This is a genomic window from Paenibacillus sp. ClWae2A (assembly GCF_032452295.1).
In the GTDB taxonomy this organism is placed as follows: Bacteria; Bacillota; Bacilli; order Paenibacillales; family Paenibacillaceae; genus Paenibacillus.
In genome coordinates this window covers 64,965-80,085 of sequence record NZ_JAULSQ010000016.1, presented here as the reverse complement: position 1 = coordinate 80,085, position 15,121 = coordinate 64,965, and the positions used below count along the sequence as shown (strand labels likewise).

General features: G+C 39.5%; 19 protein-coding genes and 1 pseudogene. 15 read left to right on the top strand and 5 right to left on the bottom strand.

Annotated features, from left to right (window positions below; all coding sequences use genetic code 11):
* Positions 1-157: 157 nt before the first annotated feature.
* The 4 genes and pseudogenes from QVE09_RS28475 (at position 158) to QVE09_RS28460 (ending at position 2,777) form a co-directional block, all read left to right on the top strand.
* The gene (locus QVE09_RS28475) at positions 158-655 is read left to right on the top strand and encodes an AAA family ATPase (RefSeq protein ID WP_315939536.1); all 498 of its coding nucleotides are present in this window, start codon (positions 158-160) and stop codon (positions 653-655) included.
* A gap of 241 nt (positions 656-896) precedes the next feature.
* Positions 897-1,568, top strand: a complete 672-nt coding sequence (locus QVE09_RS28470; RefSeq protein ID WP_315939535.1) for a hypothetical protein — start codon at positions 897-899, stop codon at positions 1,566-1,568.
* 202 nt (positions 1,569-1,770) lie between these two features.
* Positions 1,771-2,439 carry a hypothetical protein gene (locus QVE09_RS28465; RefSeq protein ID WP_315939534.1) on the top strand — a complete coding sequence of 223 codons (669 nt, stop codon included), beginning with the start codon at positions 1,771-1,773 and terminating at the stop codon, positions 2,437-2,439.
* A 172-nt stretch (positions 2,440-2,611) separates the two neighbouring features.
* Positions 2,612-2,777 (top strand): annotated as a pseudogene (locus tag QVE09_RS28460) (helix-turn-helix domain-containing protein).
* Between the two features lie 73 nt (positions 2,778-2,850).
* On the opposite strand, the gene QVE09_RS28455 reads toward QVE09_RS28460, so the two are convergent.
* Positions 2,851-3,042, bottom strand: coding sequence for a hypothetical protein (locus QVE09_RS28455; RefSeq protein WP_315939533.1), 192 nt, complete (start codon positions 3,040-3,042; stop codon positions 2,851-2,853).
* Between the two features lie 23 nt (positions 3,043-3,065).
* On the opposite strand from QVE09_RS28455, the gene QVE09_RS28450 reads away from it, so the two are divergent.
* From QVE09_RS28450 to QVE09_RS28435, 4 genes are all read left to right on the top strand, one after another.
* On the top strand, positions 3,066-3,188 hold the full coding sequence (locus tag QVE09_RS28450) for a hypothetical protein (protein ID WP_315939532.1): 123 nt from the start codon (positions 3,066-3,068) through the stop codon (positions 3,186-3,188).
* A gap of 74 nt (positions 3,189-3,262) precedes the next feature.
* Positions 3,263-3,592, top strand: coding sequence for a DUF3024 domain-containing protein (locus QVE09_RS28445; protein WP_315939531.1), 330 nt, complete (start codon positions 3,263-3,265; stop codon positions 3,590-3,592).
* A 30-nt stretch (positions 3,593-3,622) separates the two neighbouring features.
* Entirely contained in the window at positions 3,623-4,267 is a 645-nt protein-coding gene (locus QVE09_RS28440) for a DUF3885 domain-containing protein (protein WP_315939530.1), read from the top strand.
* A 115-nt stretch (positions 4,268-4,382) separates the two neighbouring features.
* Positions 4,383-4,862, top strand: coding sequence for a hypothetical protein (locus QVE09_RS28435; RefSeq protein ID WP_315939529.1), 480 nt, complete (start codon positions 4,383-4,385; stop codon positions 4,860-4,862).
* Between the two features lie 50 nt (positions 4,863-4,912).
* On the opposite strand, the gene QVE09_RS28430 is transcribed toward QVE09_RS28435, so the two are convergent.
* A complete protein-coding gene (locus tag QVE09_RS28430) occupies positions 4,913-5,518 on the bottom strand; it encodes a hypothetical protein (protein ID WP_315939528.1) in 606 nt (201 codons plus the stop codon).
* A 235-nt stretch (positions 5,519-5,753) separates the two neighbouring features.
* Between QVE09_RS28430 and QVE09_RS28425 the strand changes: the two genes are divergently transcribed.
* From QVE09_RS28425 to QVE09_RS28415, 3 genes are all read left to right on the top strand, one after another.
* Positions 5,754-6,320, top strand: a complete 567-nt coding sequence (locus tag QVE09_RS28425) for a histidine phosphatase family protein (RefSeq protein WP_315939527.1) — start codon at positions 5,754-5,756, stop codon at positions 6,318-6,320.
* 88 nt (positions 6,321-6,408) lie between these two features.
* Positions 6,409-6,759: a hypothetical protein gene (locus QVE09_RS28420; protein ID WP_315939526.1), complete on the top strand. Its 351-nt coding sequence runs from the start codon at positions 6,409-6,411 to the stop codon at positions 6,757-6,759.
* A 46-nt stretch (positions 6,760-6,805) separates the two neighbouring features.
* Positions 6,806-7,390: a chloramphenicol phosphotransferase CPT family protein gene (locus tag QVE09_RS28415; RefSeq protein WP_315939525.1), complete on the top strand. Its 585-nt coding sequence runs from the start codon at positions 6,806-6,808 to the stop codon at positions 7,388-7,390.
* A gap of 50 nt (positions 7,391-7,440) precedes the next feature.
* Here QVE09_RS28415 and QVE09_RS28410 read toward each other — a convergent pair whose 3' ends face one another.
* On the bottom strand, positions 7,441-7,812 hold the full coding sequence (locus QVE09_RS28410; RefSeq protein ID WP_315939524.1) for a hypothetical protein: 372 nt from the start codon (positions 7,810-7,812) through the stop codon (positions 7,441-7,443).
* Positions 7,813-8,140: 328 nt separating this feature from the next.
* On the opposite strand from QVE09_RS28410, the gene QVE09_RS28405 reads away from it, so the two are divergent.
* Genes QVE09_RS28405 through QVE09_RS28395 form a run of 3 tightly spaced genes read left to right on the top strand, consistent with a single transcriptional unit; the run spans position 8,141 to position 11,726 of the window.
* Entirely contained in the window at positions 8,141-9,181 is a 1,041-nt protein-coding gene (locus QVE09_RS28405; protein ID WP_315939523.1) for an ABC transporter substrate-binding protein, read from the top strand.
* Between the two features lies 1 nt (position 9,182).
* Positions 9,183-9,959, top strand: coding sequence for an IucA/IucC family C-terminal-domain containing protein (locus QVE09_RS28400; protein WP_315939522.1), 777 nt, complete (start codon positions 9,183-9,185; stop codon positions 9,957-9,959).
* Between the two features lie 45 nt (positions 9,960-10,004).
* Positions 10,005-11,726 carry a helix-turn-helix domain-containing protein gene (locus QVE09_RS28395; protein ID WP_315939521.1) on the top strand — a complete coding sequence of 574 codons (1,722 nt, stop codon included), beginning with the start codon at positions 10,005-10,007 and terminating at the stop codon, positions 11,724-11,726.
* A 429-nt stretch (positions 11,727-12,155) separates the two neighbouring features.
* On the opposite strand, the gene QVE09_RS28390 is transcribed toward QVE09_RS28395, so the two are convergent.
* Together QVE09_RS28390 and QVE09_RS28385 are read right to left on the bottom strand one after the other, a co-directional pair.
* Positions 12,156-12,599: a hypothetical protein gene (locus tag QVE09_RS28390; protein ID WP_315939520.1), complete on the bottom strand. Its 444-nt coding sequence runs from the start codon at positions 12,597-12,599 to the stop codon at positions 12,156-12,158.
* An 86-nt stretch (positions 12,600-12,685) separates the two neighbouring features.
* Positions 12,686-13,519: a hypothetical protein gene (locus QVE09_RS28385; RefSeq protein WP_315939519.1), complete on the bottom strand. Its 834-nt coding sequence runs from the start codon at positions 13,517-13,519 to the stop codon at positions 12,686-12,688.
* Between the two features lie 1,032 nt (positions 13,520-14,551).
* Here QVE09_RS28385 and QVE09_RS28380 point away from each other — a divergent pair.
* The gene (locus QVE09_RS28380; protein WP_315939518.1) at positions 14,552-15,061 is read left to right on the top strand and encodes a hypothetical protein; all 510 of its coding nucleotides are present in this window, start codon (positions 14,552-14,554) and stop codon (positions 15,059-15,061) included.
* Positions 15,062-15,121 lie beyond the last annotated feature (60 nt).

Genomic DNA, 15,121 nt, shown 5'->3' with positions numbered 1-15,121 from the left:
GACATACGTCCTGGTCCGGTATTCGCCGGACACTCAGCATACGCTGAGTCGTGAATACAGGAACGTTAGAAGAAATCATCGCAAAAAACTAAAAACAAATATAAGAGCATAAGCAACCTTATTGTGAAATATTTAGAGGAGAAGGGAATACAACCTAATGGAGAAAAAATTGCCTTTATTTATCGTAACAGGTGCAAGTGGGTCAGGAAAAACATATGTCATTAAAGAAGTACGGAGAATGATGCCAGATTTTGATGTTTTTGACCCAGATAATCTTGTAGAGTTTATTGGACACGATTGGGAAAAAATAAGGAATATTTGGCTTCGGGTTGCACGTAATATCGCTCAAAGTGGGCGAATGACAATAATATGCGGGACAATGATGCCTTGGGATATTGAAAAATGTGCAGACTTTCCTTTTTTTAAGCATGTATATTATATAAACTTACATTGTAATGAAGAAGTTCGCGAGAAACGTTTAAGGGAAAGAAATTGGTCCGATGAAGAAATTGAAAACCACAAGAACTTTGCAAAACGATTGCTTGAGATTGCCGACGAGGCGTATATCCCACCTATGCCTACAATTGATACCTCGAATACGGATGTAACTGAGGTCGCCTCCCAGATAAAAGAATGGGTTCAAAAATACACTTAACTTAACGAAAAACGATTGTGTATTGGATAAGCATTTCGAAGAAGGCGCTGACATCTTATAACAATGCATTACTACTGGGTATTCGCCCTTGATCGCCAAGAAGTATATTCAGGCGATACATTCAACCAGCTTAGTCCAACGACCCGTTCACTATGGTCACTTAAGCTGCTTGAACGTCAGGAATGCCAAACGTTATGTGCAATTACTTACAAGTTTAATGGGGAGGGATATTTCCAAGTAGATGATTTCAGTTATTATATCGATATTAATGTATCAATCTCCCACCGTTGTTTTTACTAAGGAAGAGATTGGAAAATATGAAGAGTTATCAAAATCAATTAATGAAGGACGATTAATTGATTATTCTTTACAATACCCCAAGTACCGTTTTCTACATTATTTATCATTGAATGGAAAATACGTGTTTCACGGTTCTAATTATGGCAATATTGAAAGATTTGAACCACGTAAGCAGACGTTGTACAACAATGAACTAACGACATCTGTGTTTGCAACGACAGAACCATTATGGTCTATTTTCTATGCAGTATTTAATCGAAGTGCATTAATTGGGAGTTTTCGAAATGGATGTATTATAGGGCGAAACAAAAAGTACCATTATTATTCAATAAATGAATCTACATTTAATAACAATCCTTGGACGGATGGCATGCTGTACATACTACCTAGAGATAAATTTCATATGTCTGGACATGGGAAAGTACAATTTGATGAGTGGATTTGCAATGAATTTGTAACACCAACAGCCAAGATAAGCGTATCCTTATCAGATTTTTTTTTCTTGAATAAAGTAGCAGTTCACAAAGATAAAGAGTCATTGACTAGTACCTGGATATTTTATAAAGCACGAACGTTATTGGCGAATTCGAAGAGGTCAAGTAACAGCACATAACACAATATCTACGCCGTGTCGCATACGCTCCTTGGTCTGCCTAGGAATTTTCAAAGAAGGGAATCAGCAGACAACCCCGCACAGCCTAACCGCGTCGCGGCCAGTCGCATATGCTCCTTTAACGCAGTGAGGGTTCGTAGATACAATAACGATGCCTGAACGTTATAGGAAATTCCGACAAGTTCAAAAAAGGAGTTATTCAATGAAAATTATAACTTCAATAATTATATGTGTGTGTATACTTCTCACTGTTGGTTGTTCTAAATTCAAAGAAGAAAATTCCTCAATTACTCCTACAAAACCTTCGATAGAATCCCTAACGCCAAGTGCAATTTCAGAATCAGATTCTACAGAAGAAGTTGTATCAACTGATCTGCCAGTTTCAACTCCTGGATTAGGAAATATAAAAGAAGATAAATATTATTCAATAAAATATAATCAATCCCTTGTTCAATTGAGAAATGATGAAAAGACAGTAGTCAATATATTAGGGGATCCTAACGAAGCCTCTCAAGTTAAGAAACTCGGTGATGGAGCAGACACGTTTAGTGATATGTACTCTAAGGATCTCTATTATAGTGGATTAACATTGAAGTTTCTGGGAATGGAAGAGAACAATCTATGGCTTTCGGAAATCATATTAGATAGGAATGAATATGAGACATCTGAAGGGATAAAAGTGGGGGATCATTTAGAAAAATTGAAAAATGCATATCCAACTATTAAATATGAAGACCTTAAGACAATTGAGAATAAACCAAATTCAAAGATATATGAATATTTTCAAGGTGATCTTGGGTTTTTCGCTGAATTTATTGTCGATGAGATTGATGTCATAGAAGAGATTCATATGTATTTTCTTTTTGATTAATTCATTATGTCATTGAAGAGCACCCTTAGAACTAATAAATAGATTTCACGTTCTAATATTGTATGAACAGATAGATCTGCGTTATCGTAAAGAAATAGAGTTTTATGCATATCCTGAGGTAAAAGCTAATGTAACTGTTTGAAGTAGAGGTTCCAATAGGAAGCGATACCAGATGATAAGTTATAAACCATTTCAAAAATTATGGATTGACAGGGATATTAAGAAACATGATTTATTGAAAATGATGGGATATCATCGGCAACGATGGCAAAGCTCAATACGAATGAGTATATATCGTTAAAAGTAATCAATAAGTTTGTACGGCATTGGGATGTTGATTAACTCAAAGATGTGATTCCGTTGTATAACATACTATTCAATCAGCGACCTCGGGGAGAGCACTGTGGACATTCAAGCGGTGCATCCCCCGTGAGCTGCTGCGCCTATGGGACGCAGCAGCGTAACACAAGCTGCATGGCATGGCCGAATGGCATCATGCAGCATCATGCAGCAGGAGGCAGCGCCACGGCTATGCGGTCGCGGCGCTTTTTGGCGTGCATCATACAGCGTAGCAACGGTGGATGCACCAAGCGTTGCCATCACGGAAGTGTGCTCGAGATGGCAGCATGAGCACCGCGCTGATGCATGCGGTGCAACCACCTGAGGTGCTGCCCGAATTGAAGCAGCACCTCACCCTCACGTGGCTTGCCATTGCACAAGCCGCGATCCGTTTTACCTTTTACAAGTAAAGCATCATTCAAATCGGAGAAATCAACATGATATAATCAAAGGAAAATGGATCAAGGAAGGATAGTTAGAAAACATGGATGATTTTACGAAGAAACGCATTCAAAAAATGATGGACCATTACACCGAAAATGCAGTACCTGAGCATGTGAAAAGTCAGATAAAGATTAGTTATAAAATCAGAGGCAACCATGTGACGTTGATTGAAGAAAGACAAGCCTTTCAAAGCGATCAATGGGTACAGATGCCGGTAGCACAGTTCAGATTGGATGAGAAGGCATGGAAAGTGTATTGGCAGGACAGTAAAGGCAAGTGGCATTTCATCGATGATATTGAACCGAATGAAGATTTTGAAACACAGCTCAAGATCGTGGACGAAGGTCATAATGGAATGTTCTGGGGTTAATTTTTCTGAAAAAGCGTTGGAGGCCACAGAATGGATCTGAAGACGTACCTGGCAGAGCATTTTCCAAACCTGACCTTAGAATCACCTCTTTTTTATAATTGGGATGTTGCAATACGATTCGAACTTGGCAATCCTCTGATGTTTGGAATGAATACGGAGCATTACATGGAACAAGTGTATCATCGATCAATTGAATTATTTAAGGCTCTTCATGATCAAGAAGATGAAGTCCTATTAATAACTCAAGCTTATTTTGCAGATAAGCCTAAACACAAAGTGAAAAAATTGAACCTGTACAGAAAATATATCAAGAAGAAAGGGCCAATTAGAGCCTTGAGACTTGAGATATTTCCAGGTTTGGATTGTGAAACGGATGACATCCCAGACCCAAGAAACAACATGTATAGGTACTGGACTAAATGTAGAGTTGAGGACTTGAAATATAATCAGTTAATCAAAGCTATATGTAATCATGATGTTGGAATTAAGCCAAAGATTTATCATAGGGTGTATTTCATTAATATAAGTAAGAAAACGATATTTCACATCTATGATGATAGAGGTTGCGATGTTATTTCAGCATCAAGACAAGCACTAACGGATATCTATACAGAATATAACGATTGGATTTTAGATTATGATCGAGACAGAATTAACAATATATTTATAGGATAATGGGGTGGATGATCGATGACAGTTTTCGGGTGTTGATCGCGCAGGGATAATGTATTATTTGAAATACAGGTTTGGAAAGAACTTTAAGAGTGTTCAGATGTAAGGAGTAAAGATTATGGATAAAAAAGAAAAGAAGTTTATTATTGCTATGATTGTACTTGCTGTAGTTGTATTAGGAGCTATATGGTACCTAAAAGTAGGATATTTATTAAAGAAACCAGAGATACCCGAGGCAAATATTGCAATTCAGACCCAAATGGTCGATGGTGGTGCGATTAGTTTACGAAATGCTGATTACACGGGAAATCAAATCAAGATTCGATATGAAGTGAAAGGGTTTAGTTTAACGGAATATAATATTGCTTGTGAGATTTATCATGACGGACATTTGATTTCAACTTCTGGCTCAACAGGTGGGGGTTTGATAGAACTGGACGAAAAGCATTATTACTTCATTGCTAGTGAGAATATAATTCAAATGAATCTGCCTCAATCTATACATCTAAACGTGGAGATTAAAGTGATACCCAATGATTTTAGACAAAAATCGATAACTTCATCCTTTGACGTAAGCCTTGATAAAAAAGTGAAATAGATTGAAGGGGGCGCTATGTTTGCAAAGGTCACCGTTTTTTGATGAAAACCTTAATTCAAATGGTAATTCTTCATGACAGAGTCCCGGAAAGTTTCGTATTCTGATAACGCTTGTGCAGTGGAGGATTGAGGCACACTATATTGAGTTATCCCTTCAAGGCTGAATTTGCCTAAGTTATAATTGATTAATCCATAATCACCAAAGGAGTTTTTCATCAAGAAAAGCACACTTTTATCACCCTTCTGCAGTTCTACATAGTCATCAACTGTATATTTGACGTCTCCTTCGAGGCTAACGGGTTCAATGATTGTTAATTCGTTCTGATCTGAAGGGAAATCTTCGGGTTTTTTCAATATCTTTTCAATCTTAATGTTTGTATTGGTGTGATAGGATTGCATGGTTCCATCATCAAATGCAGTAATAACATGCTCTCGATCTCTGAAATCTTCTGTTGCGTGACCAATGACGATCAGTTCAGCGAACGCATCCAGCTTATCTATTTCATGAAATATTAAAGAGTTGGCTGAAAGGTTGACGACTTTATGAATAGGCACGTCCGGTTTCGATTGACCACTTGCGTAAGCGATTGCAACAGCGGAGATAGCTGATACGATGAATACAGAGACTAGTACAACCTTCCTTTTGAAAAAAGACATGAACTCATCCTCTCCGTTAGATTTAACTTCTTTTAAAAGAATCTTGCTTCATTTCTACTATACACATATCTGAAAATTATTGTAAATTAAATATCTAACAGAATATCAATCCTGAATTCAGAATCTAAAATATGGTGGCACCATATAATTGATTTTTGGAACGGAAAGACAAAATATGTTGAAGGACCTAAAGCGTGACCATAAAATTTGATAGAAGAAATTCAAGGAGGGTCCTATGAAGACCATCGTTTATATGGTAAGGCATGCGGAGTCACCGTATACGGAAGGAACGGAAAGAACGAGGGGGCTTACCCTGGAGGGAAAGATGAATGCAGAACGAGTAACGGAAATATTAACGAATGAAGGAATACATTCCATTGTCTCAAGTCCTTATGCCAGGGCTATTCTGACCTTAGAAGGTGTGGCAGCAGCGTTAGAATTAGATATTCAGATCATGGAGGATCTGCGGGAAAGGCATTTTTCAGATAATATGATTGCGGATGAAGAGTTCGAGCCTGCTTCGAAGAAGATGTTTGATGACCCGGATTATGCATTGCCAGGAGGCGAGTCGAACACGGTTTGCCAGAATAGAGCAGTGGGCGTGTTGAAACAGATTTTAGAAGAGTACAAGGGTAAAAAAGTGGCGATTGGCACACACGGACATGTAATGACGTTGATGATGAACTACTTTGATGCGAGTTACGGATTGGATTTTATGAATCAAACCAAGAAACCGGACATTTATCGATTACAATTTGACGAGATGGAATTAGAGAAAGTTACAAGACTATGGGGCGAATAGGGTGAAAGTGAATAGGCGAGAACGCTTGTTCATAATTTTAGTTACAGGTAAAATATAGATAAAATTGAATTTTAGAGGAGTGACTCCAATGACGTTACAAAACTTATTTCATGAAAAACCAACGAAACTATGGAACGAGAGAATGGTTAAACACGGAGATGAGCTTTTCACAGAAGAGAGATTACTCATGTCTGATCAAGCCCTGGATACATATTTGCACCAATTAATAGCATTACAAGAAACGAAAGATTCCGAGCGCATGATGAAGGCTGTAGAAGAAGTTGTGGTTAGGTTTAATGAAATGAATGAGGCCAATGGTTACTTTATTGAGACGATGGAACGTGAAGAATTGGCTGATTTTATAGACAAGGCGGCTAGGCTAGCTGGGTTAGACATCCAGGAGGATGAAGATATTACGGAAGAATGGAGAGAGTGGTAATTCGGCAGAACAGCGTTTTCCAATTTTAATGATAAGGGTGATCAATATGGAACGAGGACTCATTATATTTTTGAACGGAACGTCAAGTTCGGGGAAGACGAGCATTGCGATGGAAATGAAAAATCAGGGAGACATTCCGTTTCATCATCTATCTGTAGATCAATTTCTGCATAATTATGATCAATTCATCGACAATACATATCCAGATATGAAACCAACAAGAGAAGTGGAACACCATGTGATGACAGATATCCTGTTCGACCCCATCAATTCGTTGTACTGTGCAACCATTAAGCTGTTTTCGGAAATGGGTTTGAATGTCATCGTGGATACGGTCATCAGCAATGACAAGTGGTTTAACGGTTTTTATGAGTTACTATCGGATTATCCGATATTGTTTGTAGGCGTGCAGTGCTCAAAAGAAGAACTCACCAGAAGAGAGCAGAGCAGGGGAGATCGCGCGATTGGACTGGCCCATTCCCAGTTCGACTATATCTACTCCTATGATGAGTATGATCTGGAAGTGAATACGGAAGAGCTTAGCTCCGCTGCATGTGCGGAAAAGATATTAAGTTATATGAAGTCTGATCAGGAATACTTGGCATTTAAGAAATTAATCAGAAGAAACTAAGAAACTGTAGCTGATTGCGTCTGATAATATGATATCCATTCCAATGAAAGTTAGGGATTCGGCCAAATCTTTTTCTCAGAGTTGCCAGGACCTAATAAGTAGATTTCATCAACATTCCCATAAGTATTAGAAAATGAAATTGTGAAGTCTTTACTACCACCGATAGGAAGTTTACTGCCTTTAATCTGAATGAAAAGTGAATTGTTATGATGTGAGAGGTAGTAGCCGTGATATCTGCTAATACTGTCTGCAAATCCACCTTTTACCGTAATAAGCTCAGGAGAAACTTCAGTTCTCGTAACCATTGTCTCGTCAGGATCGACAACCTTGTTCAACATATAAAGTCCAATGATAATAGGAATAACCATAATAAAAACTGCGCTAACAATAAAGCTATACTTCATGTTTGGTCGCATACTCATGTTTCACCTCATAATTAGATGATATGAATCGATGTCTCAATACTCATTGGGCATCGATTTATTGTATTTAATCAGAACAGAATTCTACGTTTAGAAATATTAGGCTCATTTAAATAATATACTAATTCATTTTTTTTGTAGAGATAGGGGGAGACTGCAAGCATATATCACTGAAACATTAAAGGACGGATAAGCGCTCGCGATGTCGCATTAGTCCGGCTGAAATGTCGCAAAAGTACATGGTAACACGATACGGAGATCGTATATACTCTCTTTATGTTTCGATAATGAAAATCATTATCAGTATTATACATAAGGGGGATTCATCATGAATCAAGGAACAAAGGGGCAAGCGGCTGGTAACAAGGCCTATACTGCTCACAAATCACGATTATTTATGGGCTTGATGCTGGCCCTTATTCTTGTATTGACGGCTTGCGGTGCCGCAACAGGTACAGATAGCGGTAAGCAATCTGCGGCAACGCCAGCGGAGACACCTGCGAATGCGGAAACGCAGACGGACGGAGCTTTTCCCGTAACGATCAAGGGTATGAAGGGTGACATCACTCTAAACGAAAAACCACAGAAAATTGCAGTGCTAGATGTTAAATTTCTGGATCAGATGTTAGCGGTTGGCGAGAAGCCGGCTGGTAGTGTTATTGCTGGAGGCAACACCGATTTTCCAGAGTACTTAGGCGATCAGCCGAGTGACGTACAGGTTCTGGGTACACGGGACGAGCCTAATCTGGAAGCGATTGTAGCGTTGGACCCGGATCTGATTATCATGACGGACTTCCAGGAGAAGCAGTATGAAAGTGTAAGCAAAATTGCACCTACCCTGGTACTCGACTTCTACGAAGACTGGCGTGATACGTTGGCAACGGTCGCTAAGATTACAGACAAGCAGGACGAAGCGGAGAAAGTGCGCACAGCCTATGAGGAGAAAGTCGCTGGTCTGAAGGCTCAGCTGTCAGAGAAAATGGGAGATGAAACAGTAGCTCTTATTCGTCCGAGAAAAGAAGGCATTCGTGTTCATGGTATTGAGCATCGTACGGGTGGCATTTTGTATAATGATTTGGGCTTGAACATGCCTGAACTCGTTAAAGAGATCAAGGATGATACTTCTGTTGAAATTTCCATGGAGAAGGTTCCTGACATTGGGGCAGATCGTTATTTTGTGCTGTCGGATGAGCTGTTTGCGGCAGAGGCAGAGGCAATGGTGAGTAATCCAGTGTGGAAGTCCCTTGATGCTGTGAAAAATAACCGCACGTATGACGTAAACTCAACACTGTGGATTGCATACTACGGACCTCTTGCGATTAATCTTATTGTAGATCAGGCATCGGAAGCCCTGCTCGGATCGAATTAATATGAACTCATATCTCTCGACAGACTTATGGAAAGAGACGGTGGAGGATCATTCGATTTTGCTTGGTGAGCCGCCTAAACACAGTGTCCGTACCATTGCCCTAAGTGAGCTGCATGACGAAGCGGCATGCCGAGAGTATATCAGCTGGTTTCAGGAGTACATTGATGCGCCTGACATGAAGGTTGCCGCTTCCATGTTAGCCAAACGGATCGGTTATCTATGGACGACTCCGCTCGTGACCGCGATGACGTTTCATCATCAGCATGTAACCTTTCAGCTGGAGAACAGCTTTCTCTATCATCCGGAGCTCTCGGATCATGAGGGCGGCACACGATTTCCTTTTCTAGCGGTGAATGGGCTTCAGGCTGAAGGACTAACGGGAGACAGGGGAGCATGGCGGGAAAAGGTGCTCGAGGAGATGTTTGCGGTACAGCTTACACCGCTGTTAAAGACACTTGCTGCGATTGCGCCTCTTTCGATGAGTATTCTCTGGGAGAATATCATGGTACGTATCGGCCGACTATTCGCTCCTGATGAAGCCGAGACTGAGCAGGAAAGTAAGATCATTCGAGAGGACTTTTCATATCTGACGCAGGTGGCATCCGGGGAAGTGTTTGGTGAGCGGAAGAATCCGTTAACCCGCTTCACCGATTGTAAGGACAATGTGCATGTTGCCAAAAGCGAGCGAATTACCTGCTGTTTCTATTACCAGATGTCAGGCGAATATTGTCTCAAATGTCCGAAAATTGACAATGAGAAAGAATCTCAATTACAATGACAACAGCAAGAATTTTACCTTTGCTATTGTCAGGAGATGAGAGAAATGCCGCTGCAAGAACAGACAAGTCTATGGAGTGAGACAACGATCAAGATGCTTGACGGGTATAGCGGTACTTTGCAGACAGGCAGCGTTTTACACGAAACGGATTTAACTTCAAATGTGCTGCTGCTGGCCTACGGAGGGGAAGGGGAGCTTGCAATGGATGGCGAGGGTAGCCACATTGGAGCTTCTTTTGCCTGTCATGTGGTGAAGGGAGCATCCTTTACGCTGACGGCCAGATCAGACGAACTTTATTATATCGTAATCATGTACGAGGCTTCTTCCATGGAAGGAGTCTCCCATGCCATGCCCTCGTATCGCAAACATCCGCTGCAAAATTCGTTTATTCAGAACCCTGTGACTCAGGCCGAATGGATCCAGAATGCGGAAAAAATCGTTGCCAAATGGCGCCGTGGCGAAGGATTGGAACGGTTTCATGCCCATGCGTTGCTCCAGGGGATGATCTATGAACTGATCATGGAGTATGAACGTGGTCAAGGGGGAGCAGAGTCTGACATGGTGGATGTAGTTGTGTCATATATATCATCGCATTATCGCCAGAATCTGGAGCTTAAGGAGCTGGCAGCTCTCGCTGGATGTAGCGTAAGACAGTTACAGCGACGATTCAAACAAGATAAGCAGCTCGGACCAATGGAGTATGTCATCCAGCTACGTATGGAAAATGCTTCGCGGATGCTGCATCATACGGATGCGTCCATTGGGGAAATTGCTGAAAAAATGGGCTACCGTGATATGTATTATTTCAGTAGGGCGTTTAAGAAATATTATGGCGTTCCTCCGCTGCGTTATCGGCTTGCTGCCGCTCCGGAAACCGATGCAAACTATGCTCATTCCTTGCTGCGGAATCGCATAGCTTCTTCCTACGAGTCGGACCAAGGTCCAGTGATATGCCATATGCGAGGTGAATATCCTGTCACCCGTTCTCCACAGCGTATCGCTGTACTTGATGTGCAATATGCAGATCATTTGCTTGCGCTTGGATTATCTCCAGCAGGAAGTGTGGGACTAGGAAGTGGAACGTTCCATTTCCCGCAATATATCAGGGCAGGACTTCAGGGTACCGAATTACTGGGAACGTATGAGTACCCTGATCTGCTTGCTGTCGAACGACTGTCCCCGGATCTGATTATTTGCACCGAGGTGCATGAACAGTACTATGAACGGCTCAGCCGGGTGGCTCCAGTTCTTATGTTTAAACGCAATGAGAGCTGGCAGACCATTCTTGGCCTGTTCGGTGAATTAACTGGTAAACGAGCAGAGGCAAAGCGAATACTTGCGGATTATCACCGACGAACCACATTGCTTTCTGAAGAACTTGCTCCAGTACTGGCAGGTAAGAGCGTGGCACTGATTCGTCCGCTGGACTCTCTCGTTCGTGTACATTCGGCTTCGCATCGTACAGGTGGCGTGCTGTACCGTGATCTGGGTCTGCCTGTTCCGTTATTTGTGGCAGATACCACCGACACGGCCTATCATATCTCCGTTGACAGACTACCGGCTGTGCAGGCGAGCCACTACTTCCTACTTAGCAATGAGATCATGCAGGAGGGCATATCCGCGACCGAGCAACGTGTCTGGGGGATGCTTGATACGGATGAGAGACAGCAAATACACTCGGTAGATGCCGCGACATGGATCGGTTGTTATGGGCCGATGGGGATTAATGGGATTGTGGATCAGGTGGAAAAGGCGTTGTTGGGGTGAGGGGGAGTTGCTGGTTTTACCCGTTTGCAGCGAAAGATAGTACTTTCTATTGAAAAGATGATTGGTTCCAATGGTATCGGAAGGCCGTCGGATTCCTCATGGGATGAAGAAGGGCCTTTTTGTTTTAAATGATGGTTCCTTACTTGCATTCTGTACAATACTATGCATATTCAGTATTCAGAACCCACAGGGATGTATGGACTTGGGAGATTAAGTTTCTTGATTTATTCGGAGGGACATCCCTTAACATCATATTCATGTTGCGCGGTCTTGTATTCGCACGTATGCATGGTATAAAGCTTAAGAATATGCAACAAAAAAAGAATCGGCGAACCGATTCTTAAAAGTAATTTTCATCCTTACGGCGTAAAAAACAATTTCACATGATAGCAGAATCTACATCAATTTAACCGAGTAGCTAAGCTTATCTCAATCTTGTACTTCATGATAATTACCAGTCCACGGATCAAAAGCGTATGAATTTACTTCTGAATTTTTTTCTACAGAAAACATATAACCTTTTTTAATTTCATTAGATTCATCTTCTATTAAAGTATTTTTCTCCTTATTAACAACATAAGGTTCTTCTAAATTCTGAGTGACCTTATCTACCGCACTTTCATACGTGTATTGAGGAAGTGTGATTATCGCATAAATTGGAATGAATATCAAAAAGAGTGTTTGTAAAAAAAATGCTGTTTCTCTACGCTTTTTACTTATTTGAACTTTTAAGAAATAACTCAACACTATGAAAAAGACTAACGCTCCAATAAAAGGAAACAGATCTAAAATATTATTGTAACGATATTGTAAAAAAATTAAAAAAGATATTTCTATCAGAGAAGCAATAATTATTAGTTTTCTATACATCATATCTCCTTTGAATAAGTAGTTGAAGCCAACATCAATGACATCAACTTATCTTAAATATATATTGAGTGGACTGTTTCGACATAGCCTTAGTTAAGAAGCCAAGCATTATAGGCTCCGATTATGCAAAGATCAGTATTACTTCTTCCTTCACCTTCAACTCTAATTGGTACCCATTCAACTTTTCCGTTCTTTGTATTAATCACTTTAGCATCTACGATCGTTCGCTTACTGCGCAAGCCAATCTTTCCGTTAGATCTCACTTCCAAGTCCTGTGCAGCAAATCTTCCATAAACTTGACCAGTAATAGCTTTGGTGATCTTATCAGCAACAATAGTTGAGCCAAGTGCTACGAGAATAGCTGTAATTATACCACCTGAGCTAACTGTGAGAAGACCCAAAATCACGCCTACTATGATTGAAACTTTAGTTCCTTTATCATAATTAAGATTATAAGTTTCTCCAAAAGTGATTTTTTCTTGTTTATATAAATAACCCCATTGCTTCACATTTGGATTAGAATTGTATGCTGAATCTACAAACGTCCAATTACTAGCAGCATTAGTAGCAAAAGATTCATTGTTGCTAATCATCGGATCTGGAGCAATTTTTTCAATATAGTCACTCTCATTAGAATATTCTACTTTCCCATCATTATCAATTGTCATCATATCTCTTGTTTCTTTGTTTTTAATTGTTTGAGATTCTTTTTCGCCATTTACATAAGAAGTTACAATATATTCTTTGTCTGTTTCTTCAATTGAAACTTCCAATGTACTTCCATCCTCAGTAGGGATAACGTATGTACCCGATTCATTAGTTGTACTAGTAGTGTTACTAAATCCACTAGCCCCTGCTACTTGAACACTTAAAATACCAACAATTAGAAGACAAGACAACAATGATGTGAATAATTTTTTCATACGAACACTCCTTTTAATAATATACTTTTAAAACGTTTTATATCCAATCATTTCCTAATATAATACATAATATCATTTAAGGCAAATGATTGTCTTTTCACTATGAGTTATTTTCAAAGAAAGTCCGACTTCCTTCCAAGCGAATTTGGTGTATAAATTAAGTGAAGATGTATCGCCTCCATTTTTGTCTCGAAGGAAATGTTACGAGGAACGATTTTTGAACTCAGATGTATATGATAAAATGATAGAAAGTTTAACGACTACTAATAACAAGAGGTTTAACACATGAAATGGCAAGAGGTTAGAGAACTGTTCCCTGACCAATTTGTTCTGGTTTCTATCATTCATTATCATGAGGAAGATAACAAAAAATCGTAGATGAAGTTGCACCAATTCGTATAGTGAAATTTCTCTAGTTATTGGTGGTCAGTTGGGAAAATATTGCGATAACATTTGTATAGAATTAATACCCATGCTCGAAGTGCTAAAGTATTTTTATGAAACTGGTAAACTACACGAATCACATCAATGGAAGCAAGAATAATAATTACTGGTCAGTTAGGGTTCTCGGGCTCATAAACACCAAAGGTTATGTGCAATTGTATTAAAAGAGCTGGAGTAGGAGAGTTCAGTGGTGAAGCGGAAATTCAAAAATCATTTTTTTTATATTGTGCTACTGTCAGTTCCATTTGTAGTATTAGAGATTTTACTTTTATTAAAATATCCTAACACCGGGTTAGGCAGGATTATAAGCTTGCCCATAACCTTTATGACGAATGGTATGATTATTCTGATCTTATCCAGTTTAGTTTATTTTTTGCTTAGATACACCAGATTTAGAGTTGTTGGGCGAGTTATTCTAGGATTAACGATATGTTTAACTCTTATCGTAACAGTATGGTTGTATCCGCAGGATTCATCCAAACATATTTCAAAAACTATAGTAGAAGATATTAAGAGTTTATGGAGTAAATAAGGAATTTAATTGTGAAACAGACAAAATCAATTTACTAAGATATTGGATGTGACTGTATGAATTATGAATTATTCAATAAAATCAATGGATATTTAGAAGGGGTAAGTAATTTAATTACTCACTTCGGAGGATGTTATGGGCACGAATATCAGTTTATAAAAATTGATTCGCCAATAGAACGAGCAATAGAACTTCATAATACTAATAGTAATTTAAAAAATCACAAAGATATTAAATATGGAGGACTAAGCGAATTAGATGATTGGAAGGATGAGATATTTAATATTACCACAAGATGGTTTTTCTCTTTATTTCGCTTACAGAATTTTGGCGTAAGTGTTGAATATTCGGACACTGATGGAGAAACGCCTGCAGAACTAGATAAAGAGTCAAATAACGTGAGTAATGAACTGATTAAACTGTTGGAAGAATTCTTTGAAGGGTCAAATGTTAAAGCTTATAGACTAGTAACAGAGGTTGGATGGAAAGATGAGTTTGATTGGGAACAGATTTATTTTTCGCTAGGTGATGAAGTATTTATCTTAGATCTATATCAGTGGGGTTAACGGACAACCTTACAAATCTCAGTCTGTCGAACGATTCCCGTTAGTATTTAGTAAGCGTTA

Bases quoted from the DNA above. Each gene is read 5' to 3' on its own strand.
- QVE09_RS28425 (WP_315939527.1), top strand. From the start codon at position 5,754: ATGAAGACCATCGTTTATATGGTAAGGCATGCGGAGTCACCGTATACG.
- QVE09_RS28410 (WP_315939524.1), bottom strand. From the start codon at position 7,812: ATGAGTATGCGACCAAACATGAAGTATAGCTTTATTGTTAGCGCAGTT.
- QVE09_RS28450 (WP_315939532.1), top strand. From the start codon at position 3,066: ATGAGCACCGCGCTGATGCATGCGGTGCAACCACCTGAGGTGCTGCCC.
- QVE09_RS28385 (WP_315939519.1), bottom strand. From the start codon at position 13,519: ATGAAAAAATTATTCACATCATTGTTGTCTTGTCTTCTAATTGTTGGT.
- QVE09_RS28465 (WP_315939534.1), top strand. From the start codon at position 1,771: ATGAAAATTATAACTTCAATAATTATATGTGTGTGTATACTTCTCACT.
- QVE09_RS28445 (WP_315939531.1), top strand. From the start codon at position 3,263: ATGGATGATTTTACGAAGAAACGCATTCAAAAAATGATGGACCATTAC.
- QVE09_RS28430 (WP_315939528.1), bottom strand. From the start codon at position 5,518: ATGTCTTTTTTCAAAAGGAAGGTTGTACTAGTCTCTGTATTCATCGTA.
- QVE09_RS28400 (WP_315939522.1), top strand. From the start codon at position 9,183: ATGAACTCATATCTCTCGACAGACTTATGGAAAGAGACGGTGGAGGAT.
- QVE09_RS28475 (WP_315939536.1), top strand. From the start codon at position 158: ATGGAGAAAAAATTGCCTTTATTTATCGTAACAGGTGCAAGTGGGTCA.
- QVE09_RS28415 (WP_315939525.1), top strand. From the start codon at position 6,806: ATGGAACGAGGACTCATTATATTTTTGAACGGAACGTCAAGTTCGGGG.
- QVE09_RS28420 (WP_315939526.1), top strand. From the start codon at position 6,409: ATGACGTTACAAAACTTATTTCATGAAAAACCAACGAAACTATGGAAC.
- QVE09_RS28380 (WP_315939518.1), top strand. From the start codon at position 14,552: ATGAATTATGAATTATTCAATAAAATCAATGGATATTTAGAAGGGGTA.
- QVE09_RS28440 (WP_315939530.1), top strand. From the start codon at position 3,623: ATGGATCTGAAGACGTACCTGGCAGAGCATTTTCCAAACCTGACCTTA.
- QVE09_RS28405 (WP_315939523.1), top strand. From the start codon at position 8,141: ATGAATCAAGGAACAAAGGGGCAAGCGGCTGGTAACAAGGCCTATACT.
- QVE09_RS28470 (WP_315939535.1), top strand. From the start codon at position 897: ATGATTTCAGTTATTATATCGATATTAATGTATCAATCTCCCACCGTT.
- QVE09_RS28395 (WP_315939521.1), top strand. From the start codon at position 10,005: ATGCCGCTGCAAGAACAGACAAGTCTATGGAGTGAGACAACGATCAAG.
- QVE09_RS28390 (WP_315939520.1), bottom strand. From the start codon at position 12,599: ATGATGTATAGAAAACTAATAATTATTGCTTCTCTGATAGAAATATCT.
- QVE09_RS28435 (WP_315939529.1), top strand. From the start codon at position 4,383: ATGGATAAAAAAGAAAAGAAGTTTATTATTGCTATGATTGTACTTGCT.